The sequence below is a fragment of the Acinetobacter zhairuonensis genome, from assembly GCF_022601715.1.
GTDB lineage: Bacteria > Pseudomonadota > Gammaproteobacteria > Pseudomonadales > Moraxellaceae > Acinetobacter.
In genome coordinates this window covers 112332-128234 of sequence record NZ_JAKVIM010000001.1, presented here as the reverse complement: position 1 = coordinate 128234, position 15903 = coordinate 112332, and the positions used below count along the sequence as shown (strand labels likewise).

17 protein-coding genes are annotated in these 15903 nt (G+C 40.8%); 8 read left to right on the top strand and 9 right to left on the bottom strand.

What is annotated here, in order from left to right; genetic code table 11:
- Window positions 1-43: 43 nt before the first annotated feature.
- The 3 genes from MKI85_RS00610 to MKI85_RS00600 form a co-directional block, all read right to left on the bottom strand.
- A complete protein-coding gene (locus tag MKI85_RS00610) occupies window positions 44-730 on the bottom strand; it encodes a GntR family transcriptional regulator (protein WP_241623993.1) in 687 nt (228 codons plus the stop codon).
- Window positions 731-991: 261 nt separating this feature from the next.
- Window positions 992-2824: an allophanate hydrolase gene (gene atzF / locus MKI85_RS00605; RefSeq protein WP_413350640.1), complete on the bottom strand. Its 1833-nt coding sequence runs from the start codon at window positions 2822-2824 to the stop codon at window positions 992-994.
- A 324-nt stretch (window positions 2825-3148) separates the two neighbouring features.
- The gene (locus MKI85_RS00600; RefSeq protein ID WP_241623989.1) at window positions 3149-4333 is read right to left on the bottom strand and encodes an OmpP1/FadL family transporter; all 1185 of its coding nucleotides are present in this window, start codon (window positions 4331-4333) and stop codon (window positions 3149-3151) included.
- 1025 nt (window positions 4334-5358) lie between these two features.
- Here MKI85_RS00600 and MKI85_RS00595 point away from each other — a divergent pair.
- The 5 genes from MKI85_RS00595 (at window position 5359) to trpC (ending at window position 8919) form a co-directional block, all read left to right on the top strand.
- Complete coding sequence (locus MKI85_RS00595; protein ID WP_241623987.1) at window positions 5359-5943, top strand: NAD(P)H-dependent oxidoreductase; 585 nt, start codon at window positions 5359-5361, stop codon at window positions 5941-5943.
- A gap of 11 nt (window positions 5944-5954) precedes the next feature.
- Entirely contained in the window at window positions 5955-6278 is a 324-nt protein-coding gene (locus MKI85_RS00590) for a putative quinol monooxygenase (protein WP_241623985.1), read from the top strand.
- Between the two features lie 187 nt (window positions 6279-6465).
- Entirely contained in the window at window positions 6466-7050 is a 585-nt protein-coding gene (locus tag MKI85_RS00585; protein WP_241623983.1) for an anthranilate synthase component II, read from the top strand.
- Entirely contained in the window at window positions 7051-8097 is a 1047-nt protein-coding gene (gene trpD / locus MKI85_RS00580) for an anthranilate phosphoribosyltransferase (protein WP_241623981.1), read from the top strand.
- 15 nt (window positions 8098-8112) lie between these two features.
- A complete protein-coding gene (trpC, locus tag MKI85_RS00575) occupies window positions 8113-8919 on the top strand; it encodes an indole-3-glycerol phosphate synthase TrpC (protein WP_241623979.1) in 807 nt (268 codons plus the stop codon).
- A gap of 62 nt (window positions 8920-8981) precedes the next feature.
- Here trpC and MKI85_RS00570 read toward each other — a convergent pair whose 3' ends face one another.
- Both MKI85_RS00570 and MKI85_RS00565 read right to left on the bottom strand, forming a co-directional pair.
- The gene (locus MKI85_RS00570) at window positions 8982-9188 is read right to left on the bottom strand and encodes a DUF2798 domain-containing protein (protein ID WP_413351761.1); all 207 of its coding nucleotides are present in this window, start codon (window positions 9186-9188) and stop codon (window positions 8982-8984) included.
- Between the two features lie 41 nt (window positions 9189-9229).
- Complete coding sequence (locus tag MKI85_RS00565) at window positions 9230-9403, bottom strand: hypothetical protein (protein WP_281070011.1); 174 nt, start codon at window positions 9401-9403, stop codon at window positions 9230-9232.
- A gap of 380 nt (window positions 9404-9783) precedes the next feature.
- On the opposite strand from MKI85_RS00565, the gene MKI85_RS00560 reads away from it, so the two are divergent.
- Window positions 9784-10470 (top strand): Smr/MutS family protein, encoded by a 687-nt coding sequence (locus MKI85_RS00560; RefSeq protein WP_241623972.1) that lies wholly within the window; start codon window positions 9784-9786, stop codon window positions 10468-10470.
- A 93-nt stretch (window positions 10471-10563) separates the two neighbouring features.
- Complete coding sequence (folE, locus tag MKI85_RS00555; RefSeq protein ID WP_241624424.1) at window positions 10564-11112, top strand: GTP cyclohydrolase I FolE; 549 nt, start codon at window positions 10564-10566, stop codon at window positions 11110-11112.
- 51 nt (window positions 11113-11163) lie between these two features.
- On the opposite strand, the gene arsH is transcribed toward folE, so the two are convergent.
- The 3 genes from arsH to MKI85_RS00540 form a co-directional block, all read right to left on the bottom strand.
- Window positions 11164-11868 (bottom strand): arsenical resistance protein ArsH, encoded by a 705-nt coding sequence (arsH, locus tag MKI85_RS00550; RefSeq protein ID WP_241623970.1) that lies wholly within the window; start codon window positions 11866-11868, stop codon window positions 11164-11166.
- Window positions 11865-12914, bottom strand: coding sequence for an ACR3 family arsenite efflux transporter (gene arsB / locus MKI85_RS00545; RefSeq protein ID WP_241623968.1), 1050 nt, complete (start codon window positions 12912-12914; stop codon window positions 11865-11867). The genes arsH and arsB overlap by 4 nt, the downstream gene beginning before the upstream one ends.
- A 163-nt stretch (window positions 12915-13077) precedes the next feature.
- The gene (locus tag MKI85_RS00540) at window positions 13078-13401 is read right to left on the bottom strand and encodes an ArsR/SmtB family transcription factor (RefSeq protein WP_241623966.1); all 324 of its coding nucleotides are present in this window, start codon (window positions 13399-13401) and stop codon (window positions 13078-13080) included.
- A gap of 88 nt (window positions 13402-13489) precedes the next feature.
- On the opposite strand from MKI85_RS00540, the gene arsC reads away from it, so the two are divergent.
- Window positions 13490-13912, top strand: coding sequence for an arsenate reductase (glutaredoxin) (gene arsC, locus MKI85_RS00535; protein ID WP_241623963.1), 423 nt, complete (start codon window positions 13490-13492; stop codon window positions 13910-13912).
- Window positions 13913-13964: 52 nt separating this feature from the next.
- Here the strand turns inward: arsC and MKI85_RS00530 are convergent, their stop codons facing one another.
- Window positions 13965-15848 (bottom strand): DUF7840 domain-containing protein, encoded by a 1884-nt coding sequence (locus MKI85_RS00530; RefSeq protein ID WP_413350634.1) that lies wholly within the window; start codon window positions 15846-15848, stop codon window positions 13965-13967.
- Window positions 15849-15903: the final 55 nt, after the last annotated feature.

Genomic DNA, 15903 nt, shown 5'->3' with positions numbered 1-15903 from the left:
GAAATGACATATTCGATTCTATAACTTAAACTCCTAAAGCACCTTAAACAAACTGACTTGGGTCCAGCATATGTAAGGTGATTTTTTTCACTTCATCGCGACTTTGCTGAATATGAGTTTCAATGACTGTCATTGCTTCAGTCATTTTCCGATTAAAAATCAGCTTTAAAATATGTTGATGCTCCTGATAAGTTGCTTCAATTCGATACTGTTTGGAAAAATCTAAACGGCGAATAATCCGTATTTTTTCACTCAGATCACGGTGGATCCGTGCCATCTCATGATTCCCTGCCGCACGAACCAAAGCACAATGAAAATCCTCATCCAGTTGTGAAAGTTTTTTTAGATCATTCAAATAATCTTGCGGTTCAACCATCCAAATTACTTTGAGACTTTCCAGTTCACTAGATTGCTCGCAGTCTTGCGCTGAGAGCTTATAAATCGCGTCTTTTTCCAATACAATCCGCACATCATACAGCTCTTCATAATAGCGAAAGTTCAGTGGTCGAACTTGCCAACCACTGCGAAAACTGACTTCGACATAGCCTTCTTGTTGTAAGCGATACAAGGCTTGCCGAATGGGGGTTCGACTGACTTCATAGGCTTGCGCAACCTCAGACTCAGTAAAACGCTCACCCGGCATGAGTTTAAAATCAAAGATGTCATTCTTAATGCGTTGATACACCAGTGCAGACAAATTATCTGAACTTTTACTTGTCCCGCTTTTCATTTCCGCGACCCAATCCTTTTACAACTAAGCCCTAAGCTTGTATTCCACTCAGTAGATGATTGTTTTTAGCTTTCGAATACACTCGTCTACATCAGTTACTTTTCAGGTAGTACTGCAAGTTTTATGCTAAGTTCACCCCAATAAATACCAATCCAGCTCAATACATTTCTCAAAACCTTAGAAAGAATATTCAATCTCAATTTCATCCTCATGATTCGATCCGTGTAATCGATCTAAACGGATCTCTTTCGTGACTTAAGATTAATCTGTCAGTTGTAACTGTTGTGCATTTCTATGCTGAATATAGGCACGCCAGCCGCCAAAGTGACTAATATTTTCAGCATCGGCTAGACCATATGGCTCGCAAATAAAGCCTTTTACCCAACGACCATCACTGAGTTCAAGATTACCCATGCCTAATGGTGTTGGAATTTCAGCAACTAACTCGCCAAAACGAGCCGTCGGTACATCCCAAAGTTCCACTATAATTTCTTGTCCTTGGTCGAGTCGTGCCAACGCAGGTTTTGGTGGAATGGTGCCATTTAAGGCATATAGGGCATAATTCGCCGATGTTGTGGTGGTTTCCACATGTACCGCTTGACGTGTGGTCAATTGGAAATTCAGCGGCATACCCATCAGATGTGCTCCTACTACTGCCACACGAATATGCTGTGCGGATGGAGCAGAAACAGCAGTTCCTTGATTCGGATAAGAACGCCCAGTTGCACCTAGCGGTAGTTGCAAATGACGCTGCCATTGACGACCAAAGTCTGCCAAAGCACGGTCATGCCAAGCGGATGCAATCAGGCTAATGCCAAATGGCAAACTATCCTTGCGGAAACCTGCGGGTAATGCCAAAGCACTTAAATCTGCCAAATTGGTAAAGTTGGTGTAGGTGCCAAAATGCGAGTTGTACTGAATTGGCTCCTGTTGCATTTCTGCAAGGGTATGAATGGTCGGAGAAGTGGGCACTACTAAAGCATCAAATTCGGACAATAGTGCTTGAATTTGTCGTGCCAAATCATTTTTGAGATATTCCGCTTTATAGGCATCAAGTGCCGTATAGTTTTTGCCTTGTTGAACGATTTCTAAAACCGTTGGATCAAATGCATCTGGCGATTGCTCTAAGAGTGCTTCAACTGCCACCGTACGTTCCGCCACCCATGCACCTTGATAAAGTTGCGCTGCCAATTGCTCAAAAATTGCAAAGTCAATTTCAGTGATGCTGACATTCAATTGTTTTAATTGTTCTAACGAAGCGTGGAATGCTTGTTCGGCTTGTAGATCCCCATAAAATTTCAAGGTTTTTGGAATGGCAAAATTTAGGGCTGAAGATAATTTTGCAGGTGTGGTTTTGGGGTGATGCCGAGAGTAGCTATCTCTCACATCAAACTGTTCCAACACCTGCGCCACCGCTTCAGCATCTTCTACAGTCAGTGCAAACACTGAAATACAGTCAATACTTTTAACTGCTGGCAACAAACCATAATTTGAGAAGCGACCTTTAGTTGGTTTTAAACCCACAATATTGTTAAAAGCAGCCGGCACCCGCCCCGAGCCAGCCGTGTCAGTGCCTAAGGAAAAAGGGACCAAACCACGAGCTACTACACTGGCAGAACCTGAACTGGAGCCGCCACTGACATAATCTGGGTTAAAACTATTCACTACCGCTCCAAATGGAGAACGGGTTCCAACCAGACCAGTGGCAAATTGGTCAAGGTTGGTTTTCCCAACCAATATCGCCCCAGCTTGCTTAAGCAAACGCACGGTTTCAGCATCTTCATTGACAATGTCTGTCAGCACCTTGCAGCCAGCTGTCGTTGCAAAGCCTGTGGCATCAATATTGTCTTTTACAGCAAATGGAATACCGTACAATGGAAATTGTTCAAATAAGGCTGCACTATCGACACTGCTTTTTTGTAGTTCTTCAATTTGTTGTTGCAAGATTGCTGGGGTCGCAATAGAAATCCATGCCGTATCTTCAGCATCAAATGCCTGAACCCAGGTAATTAAATCGCTCAATTGGATTTTTTGTGTTTTATAGGCAGTTTGCCATTCTGCGATGGTCCAGCCGAGAGATTGAAATATGCTCACTTTATGCATCCTATCTTGTATACAAGTTAAGATTCTTTAAGCGATTTTCATGCCACTAATTTTTTAATAATAAAAACAAAGAATTAATTATAAATAATCAATATAGCCTGCTAACTCTATATTACAAGGATGCATTTTTTGCACTGTATAACATGAAGGTGCACTAAAGTTGCTGCATTTTAACCATGAAAACAAAGGTTAATATTCGAACGAAAAAAGGAATAGAAATAACTCAGAAGTAAATTTGAAGGCTTAAATAAAAAAATTCCCTTCCCCCATTTTCAGGGAGAAGGAAGGACCTAAACTGGTAAAAATTAGAAAAAATTATTTTGATTTATAAGAGAGTTTCATACCTACAATGTAGCCGTCATTATTTTTAAAATCACCAACAATGCGACCATCAGATACTTCACCTTTTACATCACCAAACCACATATAACGACCACCTACACTTAAGGCAACATTATCATTAATGTTATATTTACCTGCTAAACCAAGCCCCCAGTAGCCTTCAACAGGACCCAAAGTTGGTGCTGGAGCACCTGCACCTGAATCCCATAAGCCAGAAACTGACATTGCAAGTTTTGGTGTTAAACGTTTCCCGATACCAATCTCTACCGCTGTTTGGTCATCATGGTAATTTAATAAAGGTAGCCCCTGTTTATTTGGACCTAATTGTAAAGCCTTGGTTACTTCTTTAAGTGCTGGTGGTGCATAGACAAAATCACTCCATGGCACCCAGCGTACTTTCGCAAATAATGCCGTTGTTGGATTTAAACCCGTTTGCAAGTTTAAATTCACCGACTCTGGTGTAGTAATCGAACCTGCATTGCTATGTGAATATGGAACACCATACAGATCACCAGCAGGTACATCTTCTTCAATTGTAGTTTTATGATCAATTTCAGAACGATAAGTTAATGATGCAAGAATACCGAGTTCTGGCTTGGCATAACTCATGCCTGCAACCCAACCTACAGCCATGTCATCAAAACTGTTGTTGTAGCCGCTATTCGCTGCATAGGTCAAACCACGTAAATTCACATCTGCTTTTAGTTCTTGAAGAGCTGGACCACCGTAAATCATGAAGTTTTTATTGAGGTTATAACCCAATAAAGTGGTAAGATTTTTAGAGGTTACCTCAACACGTGTATTGGCATCTGAAGCAGGTAAATCAGTTGCAATAAAATTATTCTCGCCACTAAACTTAACTTTGGCACCATATGGTTCATCATAAATAACGGCTAATCGGAAACTTGGACTTAAATCAGTTTTAACTGCATAACCCAGAGTTTGAAAATCTTCTGCCAAATCGGAAATATGATTACCACTGGTATCTGTCCCCTGTATATCAGGAGAAATATGAGTATAACTCACTTCCGCATAGGTACCAGATTCAAATAAGGCATCAATTTGCTGTGGTGAACGTTCTAAACCAGCAGCAAAAGTTTGACCTGCAAATACAGAGAGTATTGCAATGCTGAGGTACTTTTTCTTATTGAACTTCATCTCGTCTCTAGTCCTTTAGTTAGGTTTTAAATCAGTAACTGTCTTTCGGTCCAATGAAAAACACCTACTCATTTAGGATTAAATGTAATATTTAATCTCAATGGCTACCCGTCAGGGCAATTCAAATATTTTTAGCTTGTTGCATTTACGACGTATTTTTTAATGCTCGAAGCTACAATCCAGAAAATAACGCTCGCAATTAAGATGCTCGATTCAATCCAATGAGTTCAAGTAAACAAAACTGTATGCGGAATTAAGAGAAAACTACTCAAAATAGCTGTGAAAGCTGAAGAATTGACATAATTCAGATGTGCTTTTTGAAAAAAACATTAAATGCTGTTTTTGCAAAAAAAATTGTTCTTTATCTTTAACCATCATGATTACACATCCTTTTTAGCAGTAAACTCTTGCAATCCTTCAAGAGCGAAATATCCATGTTATTTTCGAATTCGATATTTACTATCTCTAATCATTCGATTTCACATCGATACTTTTCAACAAGTTAAATATTTCCAAGAAAACCATAGTCGTCCCTAATTATGGGTCTCTTAAAAATATTACTTCGGAATTTCACTCATTCACTGAGCTCTTATCCGTTTCTGAAGATTAGCAGCCTTGAAGCATGGAACAACCATGCAAAAGAATGGTTACCGAATGGTTTTGGAGAAAAAAAGAGCGAAAAATGGCATCTCTCTGCCTAAATCATCAAGAAAGAATGGGTAGTTTTCCTCTACACAGGAATAATTATTCAATATTTAACCCTAGACTCGAGAACGTGATTTCTCAATCTATTGATCATCATCATGATTGTGAGATTTTTAACTTCTAAATTTTTACTGGGTATCCCATGGATGTCACAAGACTAAGATGCCACTTCCACGCTTTATTGTCTAAAGCTGTCATGCAACTCTTAAACCCAATTCGTGATTTTTAGTCAACAATATTTTGCAGATTGATCGATTTTTCAAAATGAATGTCTTCTCTATACTCTCGCTCAACTCAAAAGATTTACTCTAGGTCATGTAATGAAAAACATCTTGATTGTGAATGGTGCAAAACAATTCGCGCACTCAAATGGTGAACTCAACAATACCTTAACTGATTTTGCCCATATGCATTTAAGCCAACTCGGATGTGAGGTGCGTATTACAAGAACCGATGATGAATATGACATTCAAAATGAAATTGCCAACTATGTTTGGGCGGATGTCATTATTTATCAAATGCCCGGTTGGTGGATGGGTGCACCATGGACCATGAAAAAATATATTGATGATGTATTTACCATCGGTCATGGCACTTTATACGCCAATGATGGGCGTTCGCGCAGTGATGCAAGTAAAAAATATGGCTCAGGTGGATTAATTCATGACAAAAAATATATGTTATCGCTCACTTGGAATGCGCCAATTGAAGCATTTGAAGATCAAGAACAGTTCTTTGAAGGCGTTGGTGTAGATGGTGTTTATCTGCCATTTCATAAAGCCAATCAATTCTTAGGTATGCAAGGTTTAGAGACATTTATTGTCAATGACGTGGTTAAAGAAACCAATGTACCGCAATATTTAGAAGCATATCGTGCACATCTAGATACGCTCTTTGCGGCATAAAGGACTTCATCATGCTTACAGTGATTGCAGAAATTCAAATCAAAGAAGGTTCAGCTCATTACGAAACTGTACTGAATGCATTTAGACAAGTAACACCTTTGGTGCTACAAGAAATAGGTTGTTTTGGTTATGAGCTCTACATCGACCAAGACAGCAATGCCAGTTTCCAGTACAAGCCTTGCAATTCGATTATCATGTTTGAAAAGTGGCAATCTTTAGCCCATTTGGAACAGCATATGCAGACTCCGCATATGCAAGAATTTCAAACTCTAGTCAAAGATGCAATTCAAGACACCAAGATTAGAATCATGCAATTGGGTTTAAACCACAATTAACGCTATCCTAGTTAGATGATTGTGCATGAAATTATCACAAATCCTGTAAAAACTGCTAAAGTAGCCTGCGCATAGCAGGCTTTTTTATGCTCACTTAAAAATAGCGTGTCCAAGAGCATGGGCAACATCAAGAGTATAAGAAAATTCCTAGCTATAACTTTATGCAACTCAAGAGGTTACATCTGAAATGCTTCTCATGATCGACAATTATGACTCTTTTACTTACAACATCGTCCAATATTTTGGCGAGTTGAACCAAGAAGTGAAAGTCGTCCGTAATGATGCCGTGACTTTGGAGGACATTGAACGATGGCAACCGAAGTATTTGGTCATTGGTCCAGGGCCTTGCTCCCCGTCCGAAGCAGGTATTTCAATTCCTGCCATTCAGCACTTCGCAGGTAAAATTCCGTTATTGGGCGTGTGTTTAGGTCATCAAAGTATTGGACAAGCCTTTGGCGGCAAAATTGTACGCGCCAAAACCGTCATGCATGGTCGTTTGTCAGACATGTATCACAGTGACAAAGGAATCTTTAGCAATCTGCCTTCACCATTTTCTGCAACCCGCTATCACTCTTTGGTGATTGATCAAGCGAGCTTGCCAGATTGCCTAGAAGTGACCTGCTGGACCCAAGAGGCGGATGGCTCAATCGAAGAAATTATGGGTGTTAAACATAAGACACTGCCAGTAGAAGGTGTGCAGTTCCACCCTGAATCCATTCTGAGCCAACACGGACACCAAATCTTCAAAAACTTTTTAGAGATTTATGCATAAATGAATATTCAACAAGCTTTAAATCATATTACAAAAAATATCCATCTCACCCAAACCCAAATGGAAGAAGTCATGCGTACCATCATGAGTGGCGAAGCCACCGATGCACAAATTGGTGCTTTAATGATGGGGCTGCGCTTAAAAGGCGAAAGTATTGATGAGATTACTGCCGCTGCACGTGTCATGCGTGAATTCGCCACAAAAATTGATGTCAGTGATGTTCCAAATCTGATTGATATTGTCGGTACGGGTGGTGATGGACAAAACTTATTTAATGTTTCAACCGCGTCAGCATTTGTGATTGCTGCAGCAGGTGCCACCATTGCCAAGCACGGTAACCGCGGGGTATCAACCAAGTCTGGTTCATCCGACTTATTAGAACAAGCAGGCATTAACCTTGACTTGAATATGCAACAAACTGAGCGTTGCATTCGTGAAGTTGGTGTCGGTTTCCTGTTTGCACCCAACCACCATAAAGCCATGAAATATGCAGTGGGTCCACGTAAAGAACTCGGCATTCGTAGCATCTTCAACTTACTCGGCCCGCTTACGAATCCGGCTGGAGTAAAGCGTTTGGTGATTGGCGTATTCTCGAATGAATTGTGCCGCCCAATTGCAGAAGTGATGAAGCAACTTGGCGCAGAACACGTGATGGTCGTGCATTCTAAAGATGGACTGGATGAAATCAGCCTTGCATCCTCCACTTATGTTGCAGAGTTGAAAGATGGTGAAGTTACTGAATGGGTGATTAACCCTGAAGATGTCGATATTGAATCGCAAACACTGACAGGTCTAATCATTGAAGATTCTGCGGAAAGCCTAGCACTGATTAAAGATGCATTGGGTCGCAAAAAATCTGATCGTGGTGCCAAAGCGGCGGACATGATTGCTTTAAATGCAGGTGCAGGCATTTATGTGTCTGGTTTAGCCAACACGTATAAACAAGGTGTGGCTTTAGCACATGACATTATTTACGGTGGGCAGGCTTTAGAAAAAATGAGTGTGCTGTCTGAATTTACCAAAACACTCAAACAATACGAAGCTTAAGGAAAGGATGCCCACATGGTTTATATCGCAAACACAATTTTAGGTAAAATTGTTGACCGTAAACATGAAGAACTGGCAGATCGCCTGAAGCAACGCAGCCTACATGATGTGGAGCAATGGGCACAAGCAGCAACACCTGTGCGTGGTTTTGCCCAAGCGCTCTTAAAAAAGCGTCCAGGTGTGATTGCTGAAATCAAGAAAGCATCGCCTTCGAAAGGGATTATTCGTGAAAACTTTAATCCTGCCGAAATTGCAGCACAATATGAGCAAGCGGGTGCAGCCTGCCTCTCTGTGCTCACGGATGTGGATTTTTTCCAAGGTGCAGATGAAAATATTCAAATTGCACGCACGCATTGCGCTTTGCCTGCACTACGCAAAGACTTCCTCGTTGACCCTTATAATGTGATTGAAGCACGTGCGTTGCATGCCGACTGTATTTTGCTGATTGTGGCGTGCTTGTCTGATCAGCAACTCGAAGAAATGTCGAAAACGGCATTCGAACATAATCTGGATGTCTTGGTTGAAGTGCATGATGAGGAAGAACTTGAACGTGCGCTACAACTTTCTGAGCGCTGCTTATTGGGCGTGAACAACCGTAATCTTAAAACCTTTGATGTGGACTTAAACACGTCGATTCGTTTGAAGAAATTGCTCGATCCTTCTCGCCTCCTCATTACTGAAAGTGGCATTGCAACCCCAGAAGATGTGCGCATGATGCAAGAGCATGATATTCACAGTTTCCTTGTAGGTGAAAGTTTCATGAAGCAGCCACGTCCAGATCATGCTTTCACTGCATTATTTGGTCAGCCTGAAGAAGTTTAAGCCTAAACAGCATCAGGGCAAACTTTTGCCCTGATGCTTGTTCTTGTTCTGATATGAAAAACTCACGATTTCTCAGGAGCATGAACAATTAACATTAACAGTCGTCTGACCAGTGGAATAAAAATTAAAATAAGTGGATAAGCCACCAACCAAGACATTGCCCAAGTCGCGAACCACTTCTCTAAAAAACCTGGTATTAACCCTCTATTCATAAAAAGATTAAAACAGGATAGTGAGCCACTCATCAGTCCTGATAAAAATAAAGGCATTAACCAAGACATATGTTTCACATGGATTTTTAACATAAAATTCAAAAACCTTTGATATAAGAACACTCAAACTTTGATTTGGATAACTGTTTTCTGGAATCCACTGAAAGTTTTTTCAGCGCTTGTATAAATTCAATCCACTGCGCTAAAAGTGGGTTAAATAAAGGACACTCTTTATTTTCAAGTAACACTTCGCTCATCAGCTTTAATTCCACAGCAGAGGGTTCGAATTTTCACGCATAAACTGTATCAGCAAGACCCAATAAGATATATCTTAATATATCTTTTATAATTTTACACCTCTTGATTTGTATAGGTAGAAGCTTCTGTCTTTTGCAATACAACTTCTGCTAAAAAGGATCGATAAATCAAAATCTAATTTGTTCTCATAACATCAGAATAATTTTACTAGAAGCAAGTCATTAGAGAGAATTTTCAGCTTGAGTGAAGCCAATTGCATTCACGCGAACTTTGGTCACCATCTATCTCTGATTGTTTTAGATCTAGTCCCCCTTAAATGCAATGCAGTTCAAATTGCAGCAAAATCCGACTATAATTGCTGCTTAAACCTTATCTTGCAGTTATTTTGGACATTATGAGCAAACATGATTCATCGCTTTCTAAAGATCAGTACAACTTACTGAAAGCCTTTAAAAAGCAAATCAATCATCCCCATTCAACAGCAGTTGCTCAGCAAACTGAAGCTAAACAACCAGCAGCAGCGACTGAACCTGATGATGCCGAACTCTTTCTAAAATCTATGCAGGGTGTGCAAAAAATTGACGCAGGCAATACAGCTCCTGTTGCTAAAAGTCCTAAAAAGAAATTAGATGCTCAAGTGCTGGCAAAGCGTGCAGCGGCTGTTGGTCCAACTGAGTCTGAAATGACCGAACTTTCAGACACGCAAGCTATGCTCAACCCAGTGGCAAGCCAAGCCAATCTAAATTATCGCATTGCGACCTTACAACATAAGGTTTTTGAAGATTTAAAAGCAGGAAAATTACGCTGGTTTGAAGCGGTAGACTTACATGGCTGTACTGTTGAACAGGCGCGTAGTGCGGTACTACAAATTATTCAAATGGCAAAAGATGAAAATCAGAATGTCATTAAAATTGTCCATGGCAAAGGCCCTGAAGCCATTTTAAAAACCTATGTGAATGGCTGGCTGCGCCAGCATCGTGACGTACTTGCCTTCGTGAGTGCACCTGATAATCAGGGTGGCACAGGTGCGGTTTTAGTTTTACTAAAACGTTCAGAGAAAAATCCAAAGCACAAACAGTAATCGGATTTTGATATTAAACACGGCATTGTTTCGGTTTTCTGGTACAATGCCGTCCTTGTTCAATATAAGAGTAAGTGAAAACGTCTTATGTCTATGCAGCAATCCTACGCAAACATTTTAACTGCCGTTGGTGAAGACCTGAATCGTCCAGGTTTGGTTGATACACCTGTGCGTGCTGCAAAAGCGTTTTCGTATTTAACGTCTGGTTATAGTAAGACGCTAGAAGAAGTCACCAATAAAGCGGTGTTCCCATCGGACAATCGTGAAATGGTCTTGGTGAAAAATATTGAATTTTATTCGCTTTGCGAACACCATCTCCTGCCATTCTATGGTCGTGTGCATATTGCTTATTTACCTGAAGGTCATGTGCTTGGCTTATCAAAGTTTGCACGAATTACTGAAATGTTCGCGCGTCGTTTGCAAATTCAAGAAAACTTGACCCAGCAAATCGCCGAGGCAGTTGCAGAAGTGACAAAAGCACGCGGTGTTGCAGTCGTGATTGATTCTGCGCATATGTGCATGATGATGCGTGGCGTGGGTAAACAAGAATCGACGACGCGTACTGTTTCTTTTGTCGGTGAATTTAAAACCGATAAAGAATCACGTCGTGAATTTCTCAGTGCTGTGCCTGAAAGTTACTGATTCAGTAAAACGAATTGCAAAAAAACCCCGAATCTTTCGGGGTTTTTTATCTTATTGTGAACGCTGATTCACGCGTTTCGACAACTGCTCTGCGGTTTCAACACGTTCAGAATAACGATCCGTCAAATACGCTGACTGCCCACGAGTTAACAAAGTAAATTTATACAACTCTTCCATCACATCCACGATGCGCGTGTAGAAAGATGAAGCTTTCATGGAGCCATCTTCTTCAAACTCTAAGAATGCTTTCGGAATGGAAGACTGGTTTGGGATGGTGATCATGCGCATCCAACGCCCTAGAATACGCATTTGATTAACCGCATTAAACGATTGCGAACCACCACACACTTGCATCAATGCCAGTGTTTTACCTTGCGTGGCACGAATTGCACCTGCTGCCAGTGGAATCCAGTCAATCTGTGCTTTAAAGATTGAACTCATGGAGCCATGACGTTCTGGTGAACACCAGACCATACCTTCAGACCAAGCCAACAGCTCATGCAATTCTTTGACTTTAGCATGTTCATGATCAGCATCTTCAGGTAAAGGTAAGCCTTTAGGATGGAAGATTTTCACTTCAGCACCGAAGTATTTCAAAATTCGACCTGCTTCTTGTACCGCCAAACGGCTATAAGAACGCTCACGATTTGAACCATATAACAATAAGATGCGTGGCGGATGCTCAACAGTTTTCGCTTGCACCTGTTCCAGTGTTGGTTTCGGCAATAACTCCAGATCAATATTGGTTAAACTCATCCCAACACCTCAGCTTTAAAATATTTTTTACGCAACCACAAAGACACACTTACCAATGCAATCAACACAGGGACTTCCACCAATGGACCAATCACTGTGGTAAATGCCACTGGAGATGCCAAACCAAAGGTCGCAATTGCAACAGCCAAAGCCAATTCAAAATTATTTCCCGCAGCGGTAAATGAAATCGCAGTGGTGCGTGCATAGTTATTGCCCATCCATTTGCTCATAAAGAAGCTAATAAAGAACATGACGACAAAATAAATAGTCAATGGAATCGCAATACGTAATACATCCATCGGCAAGCTCACCACTTCCCCACCCTTGAGACTAAACATCGCCACAATGGTGAACAGCAATGCCATCAGACTCAATGGTCCAATTTTTGGCAGGAAATGAGTTTGATACCATACCAAGCCTTTTTGTTTCACTAAAATCAGTCGAGTTAAAAAGCCTAATAAAAATGGAATACCCAAATAGATCAGTACTGCCTGAGTAATCGTCCAGAAACTGACTTGAATAACTTGAGCCTCAACCCCGAAATATGGCGGCAAGAAACTGAGAAACAACCATGCATAACTGCTAAAGAATAAAATCTGGAAAATACTATTAAACGCGACTAAAGCTGCAACATATTGGTTATCACCACATGCCAGATCATTCCAGACCAACACCATGGCAATACAGCGTGCCAAACCAATTAAGATCAGTCCTGTCATATATTCAGGATAAGACTGTAAAAACACTATCGCCAAGGCAAACATCAAACATGGTGCAATCAACCAGTTTTGTATCAGGGAAAGGGTCAAGGTTCGTTTATCTTTAAACACCTCAGGCAAGGCAGCATAATCTACCTTTGCCAACGGTGGATACATCATGACAATTAAACCAATCGCAATCGGAATATTGACACTACCCACATGCATTTGATTTAAAGCGACAGAGGCTTGAGGAAAAAACACCCCAATTGCCACCCCAATTGCCATGGCAATAAAAATCCACAAGGTCAAATTGCGGTCTAAAAAAGAAAGTCTGGACGTCGACATGAGTATTCTCAATCTGGGAGATTTTAATGATCGTTTTGTTAAATTCGAGCTGATAAAAGCCCGAATGGCTTTAACCCTTGTAAACTTTTCTAAATCAAAAAGAAGAGATAAAGATCAGCTCTAAATTTATCTATAAAAAGTCTAAATCATTAACTTGAGATGCTTATTCACAATGAACACTAACGGTAGAATTCAAATAAGAATCCTGCGGATTGGTCTGTGCTGTCTTTGCGATAATGGATAATACTTCATTCGCCCATTCTGGTAAGTCTGGATTCACTCGGTAATACACCCACTGCCCTTGACGCTGATCCAATAATACCGACAAATTTCTTAATAAAGCCAAATGCCGTGAAATTTTAGGCTGACTCAGTTGTAACAGTTCCGTCAGCTCACATACACAGACATTTTCTCTTGCCATTACCCACTTCATAATATCCAAGCGAGTTGGGTCAGAGAGACATTTAAAGAAATCAGTTTGATCCATTTTGCAGCCCAAAATTAATGATTGCAAATATACGGATATCCATATATAAATGCAACAGAGTTTATTTTAACGAAAAAAAGATGTCGAAATGATTAAGATCTATCATAATCCTGCTTGTGGTACGTCCAGAAATACCCTTGGTCTGATACAAAATACAGGCCAAGAACCAGAAATTATCGAATATCTCAAAACCCCGCCTACTAAACAGGAATTGATCGATTTAATCAAGCGTTCAGGTCTATCAGTTCGCGAAGTTTTACGAAAAAATGTAGCGCCTTATGAAGAGTTACAGCTCGAACAGTCTGCCCACACAGATGAGCAACTCATTGATTTTATGCTGCAATATCCTATTTTAATCAATCGTCCTTTCGTCGTAACAGAGCTTGGCGTAAGATTATGCCGCCCTTCAGAAGTTGTTTTAGAGATTCTATCTGCCCCACAACGTGGTAGTTTTAGCAAAGAAGATGGAGAATTACTCATCGATGAACAGGGTCAACTGATCAAAAAATAAAATAGACTGCAAAAAAAGGCACTTTGAAAGTGCCTTTTTTTCATTATCTTATTCAGAAAAACCGTACATAACCAAAACTCAGCTTATTCCAGTCCTGATGATCTTGTACTTGGTATTCCCAACCCACTCTTAATGCATTCTGCGCATTCAGTGCATATTGCACTTGAGAGTTCAAACGGACTTGCCATTGATGTGAATCTTCCCAGTACGGCAATTCGGCTTGCACAATCGAGTTGATTCGATCTGTCCAAATATTCTGACAACCTACCGTTGGCCCCATACCCAAGCGCCAGCCTTTATCTAAAGACTTTCCACCTTGCAGATAGGTTTGCATTTGGGCATAACACAAATTCTCTCGTTTGGCATCGGCATAGCTATAACCCATTTGGGTTTTTAAACTTACTACACCGTGTTGATCCTGCTCGCTAAACTTGCCTGATGAAGTGAGTGCTTCTTGCTGCCAGCCTAAATTAAATCCCCACGTGAGCGGTGTTTTAAATGCCGTAATCGGGTTATAGGAATTCACGGTAAGAAAATCGAAATGCTCTATTTTCAATTCATCCTGACGGAATTGAATCGATCCATCCCAGAATAAAAGTTGAGTACCAACACGATAGCCGCCTTGCGGATCAATCAAATCGTGATAAGCCTGTCGATGTCCCAGTTCTATAAACTCATCACCTTGAACAGTGCCTGCTTTTACAGAGAAATTTCGTGCATCATGCGATTGGGTCGGATCCATGCGTGGTCGCTCAGGTGCTTGGCGCTGTTTATCTAGATCAATTTCACTACGTAAAGTTAATAATTCACGTAAATTCGGTTGAGCAAAAGCCACATCGACTTTTCGCGCCACAAATTGTAGATACAAATCGTCATACGCCATTTCTAAAATTTTGGCACGATCCACTGCAGAATAAGGTTCCAAAATGTCCACGCGTTGCTTTTGCTCTGCAAATGCCACCTGATGTGCCGTTTTCGCAAGACTCTGCCCATGCTGTCGGGCTTGCGCCAGTAACTGGGTTTCCAGTGCTGGACGATAAACAGTTTCACTGACAATGCCTTGTTGATCTATGGCTTTAATGGTCTGCATCGGAATCGCAGCCACTTTAAACTGCTGTTTGAGATCAAGTTCTGGTCGTACCAAATCAATCAAACCCAATAGACGGTAAGCACAGTTATCACTAACAAAATAATAAGGGAAACTCACATGCTGCATTTCCCAAATATGCTGTACCAAAAATCGAGTTTCTGCAGGGCTTAAATTCAGTTCATATTCCCATAAATCACGGCTTTCCAAGTCACCATATTCTTTTACCTTGCGGTAATAGGGCATTAAGGAATATTCACCTGGATACTGCCCTGTTAGACCTTTCCAAGCAAATGACCAGCCATCTGCACCTGCTACTGTTGCAGCATAATTTACTGCGTAAGATACAAGGTTTAATTGCTTTTGGTCTTTCGGATCGAGGCGTAGTAAGGTATGACCAAACATCGAACTTGGATTGCCCATAAAGTCCGTCGCATAAATCAGCGTGGCTTTATAAGGTTTAATTTCCCCAATCCACTTGTCCAGTTCAGGACATTCAACTTGAGGTAAAGCTGTCGCAGGAATATCCAGCTGCTGCATCAACCATTGGCTACGGGCTGGAAATCGACAACGCACCGATTGATTCGGTGCTGCGGATAAAAATAAGGCGCTGATATTGGCATTTAATTCATCTTGTAAATGCTTACCACCATCAGGACTGAGAAAGTAGCCTACATAACTCACTTCACTGTGACCCTTAGCATCAGCATACATGAGTCTTTGCCAAGTCGTGTCTTGCGCCAGATGTTTCTGTGTCGCCATTTGCACATAAGGAATGGAAGATGTTGGTTCTAGGGCATATGCCATACCAGAACTGAATAAAGCCGTAACTAATGCAATTTTTTTCATTCAAACTTAATTTTTTTAGATATAAAAAACCCTGTCGTTTTGACAGGGTTTTATA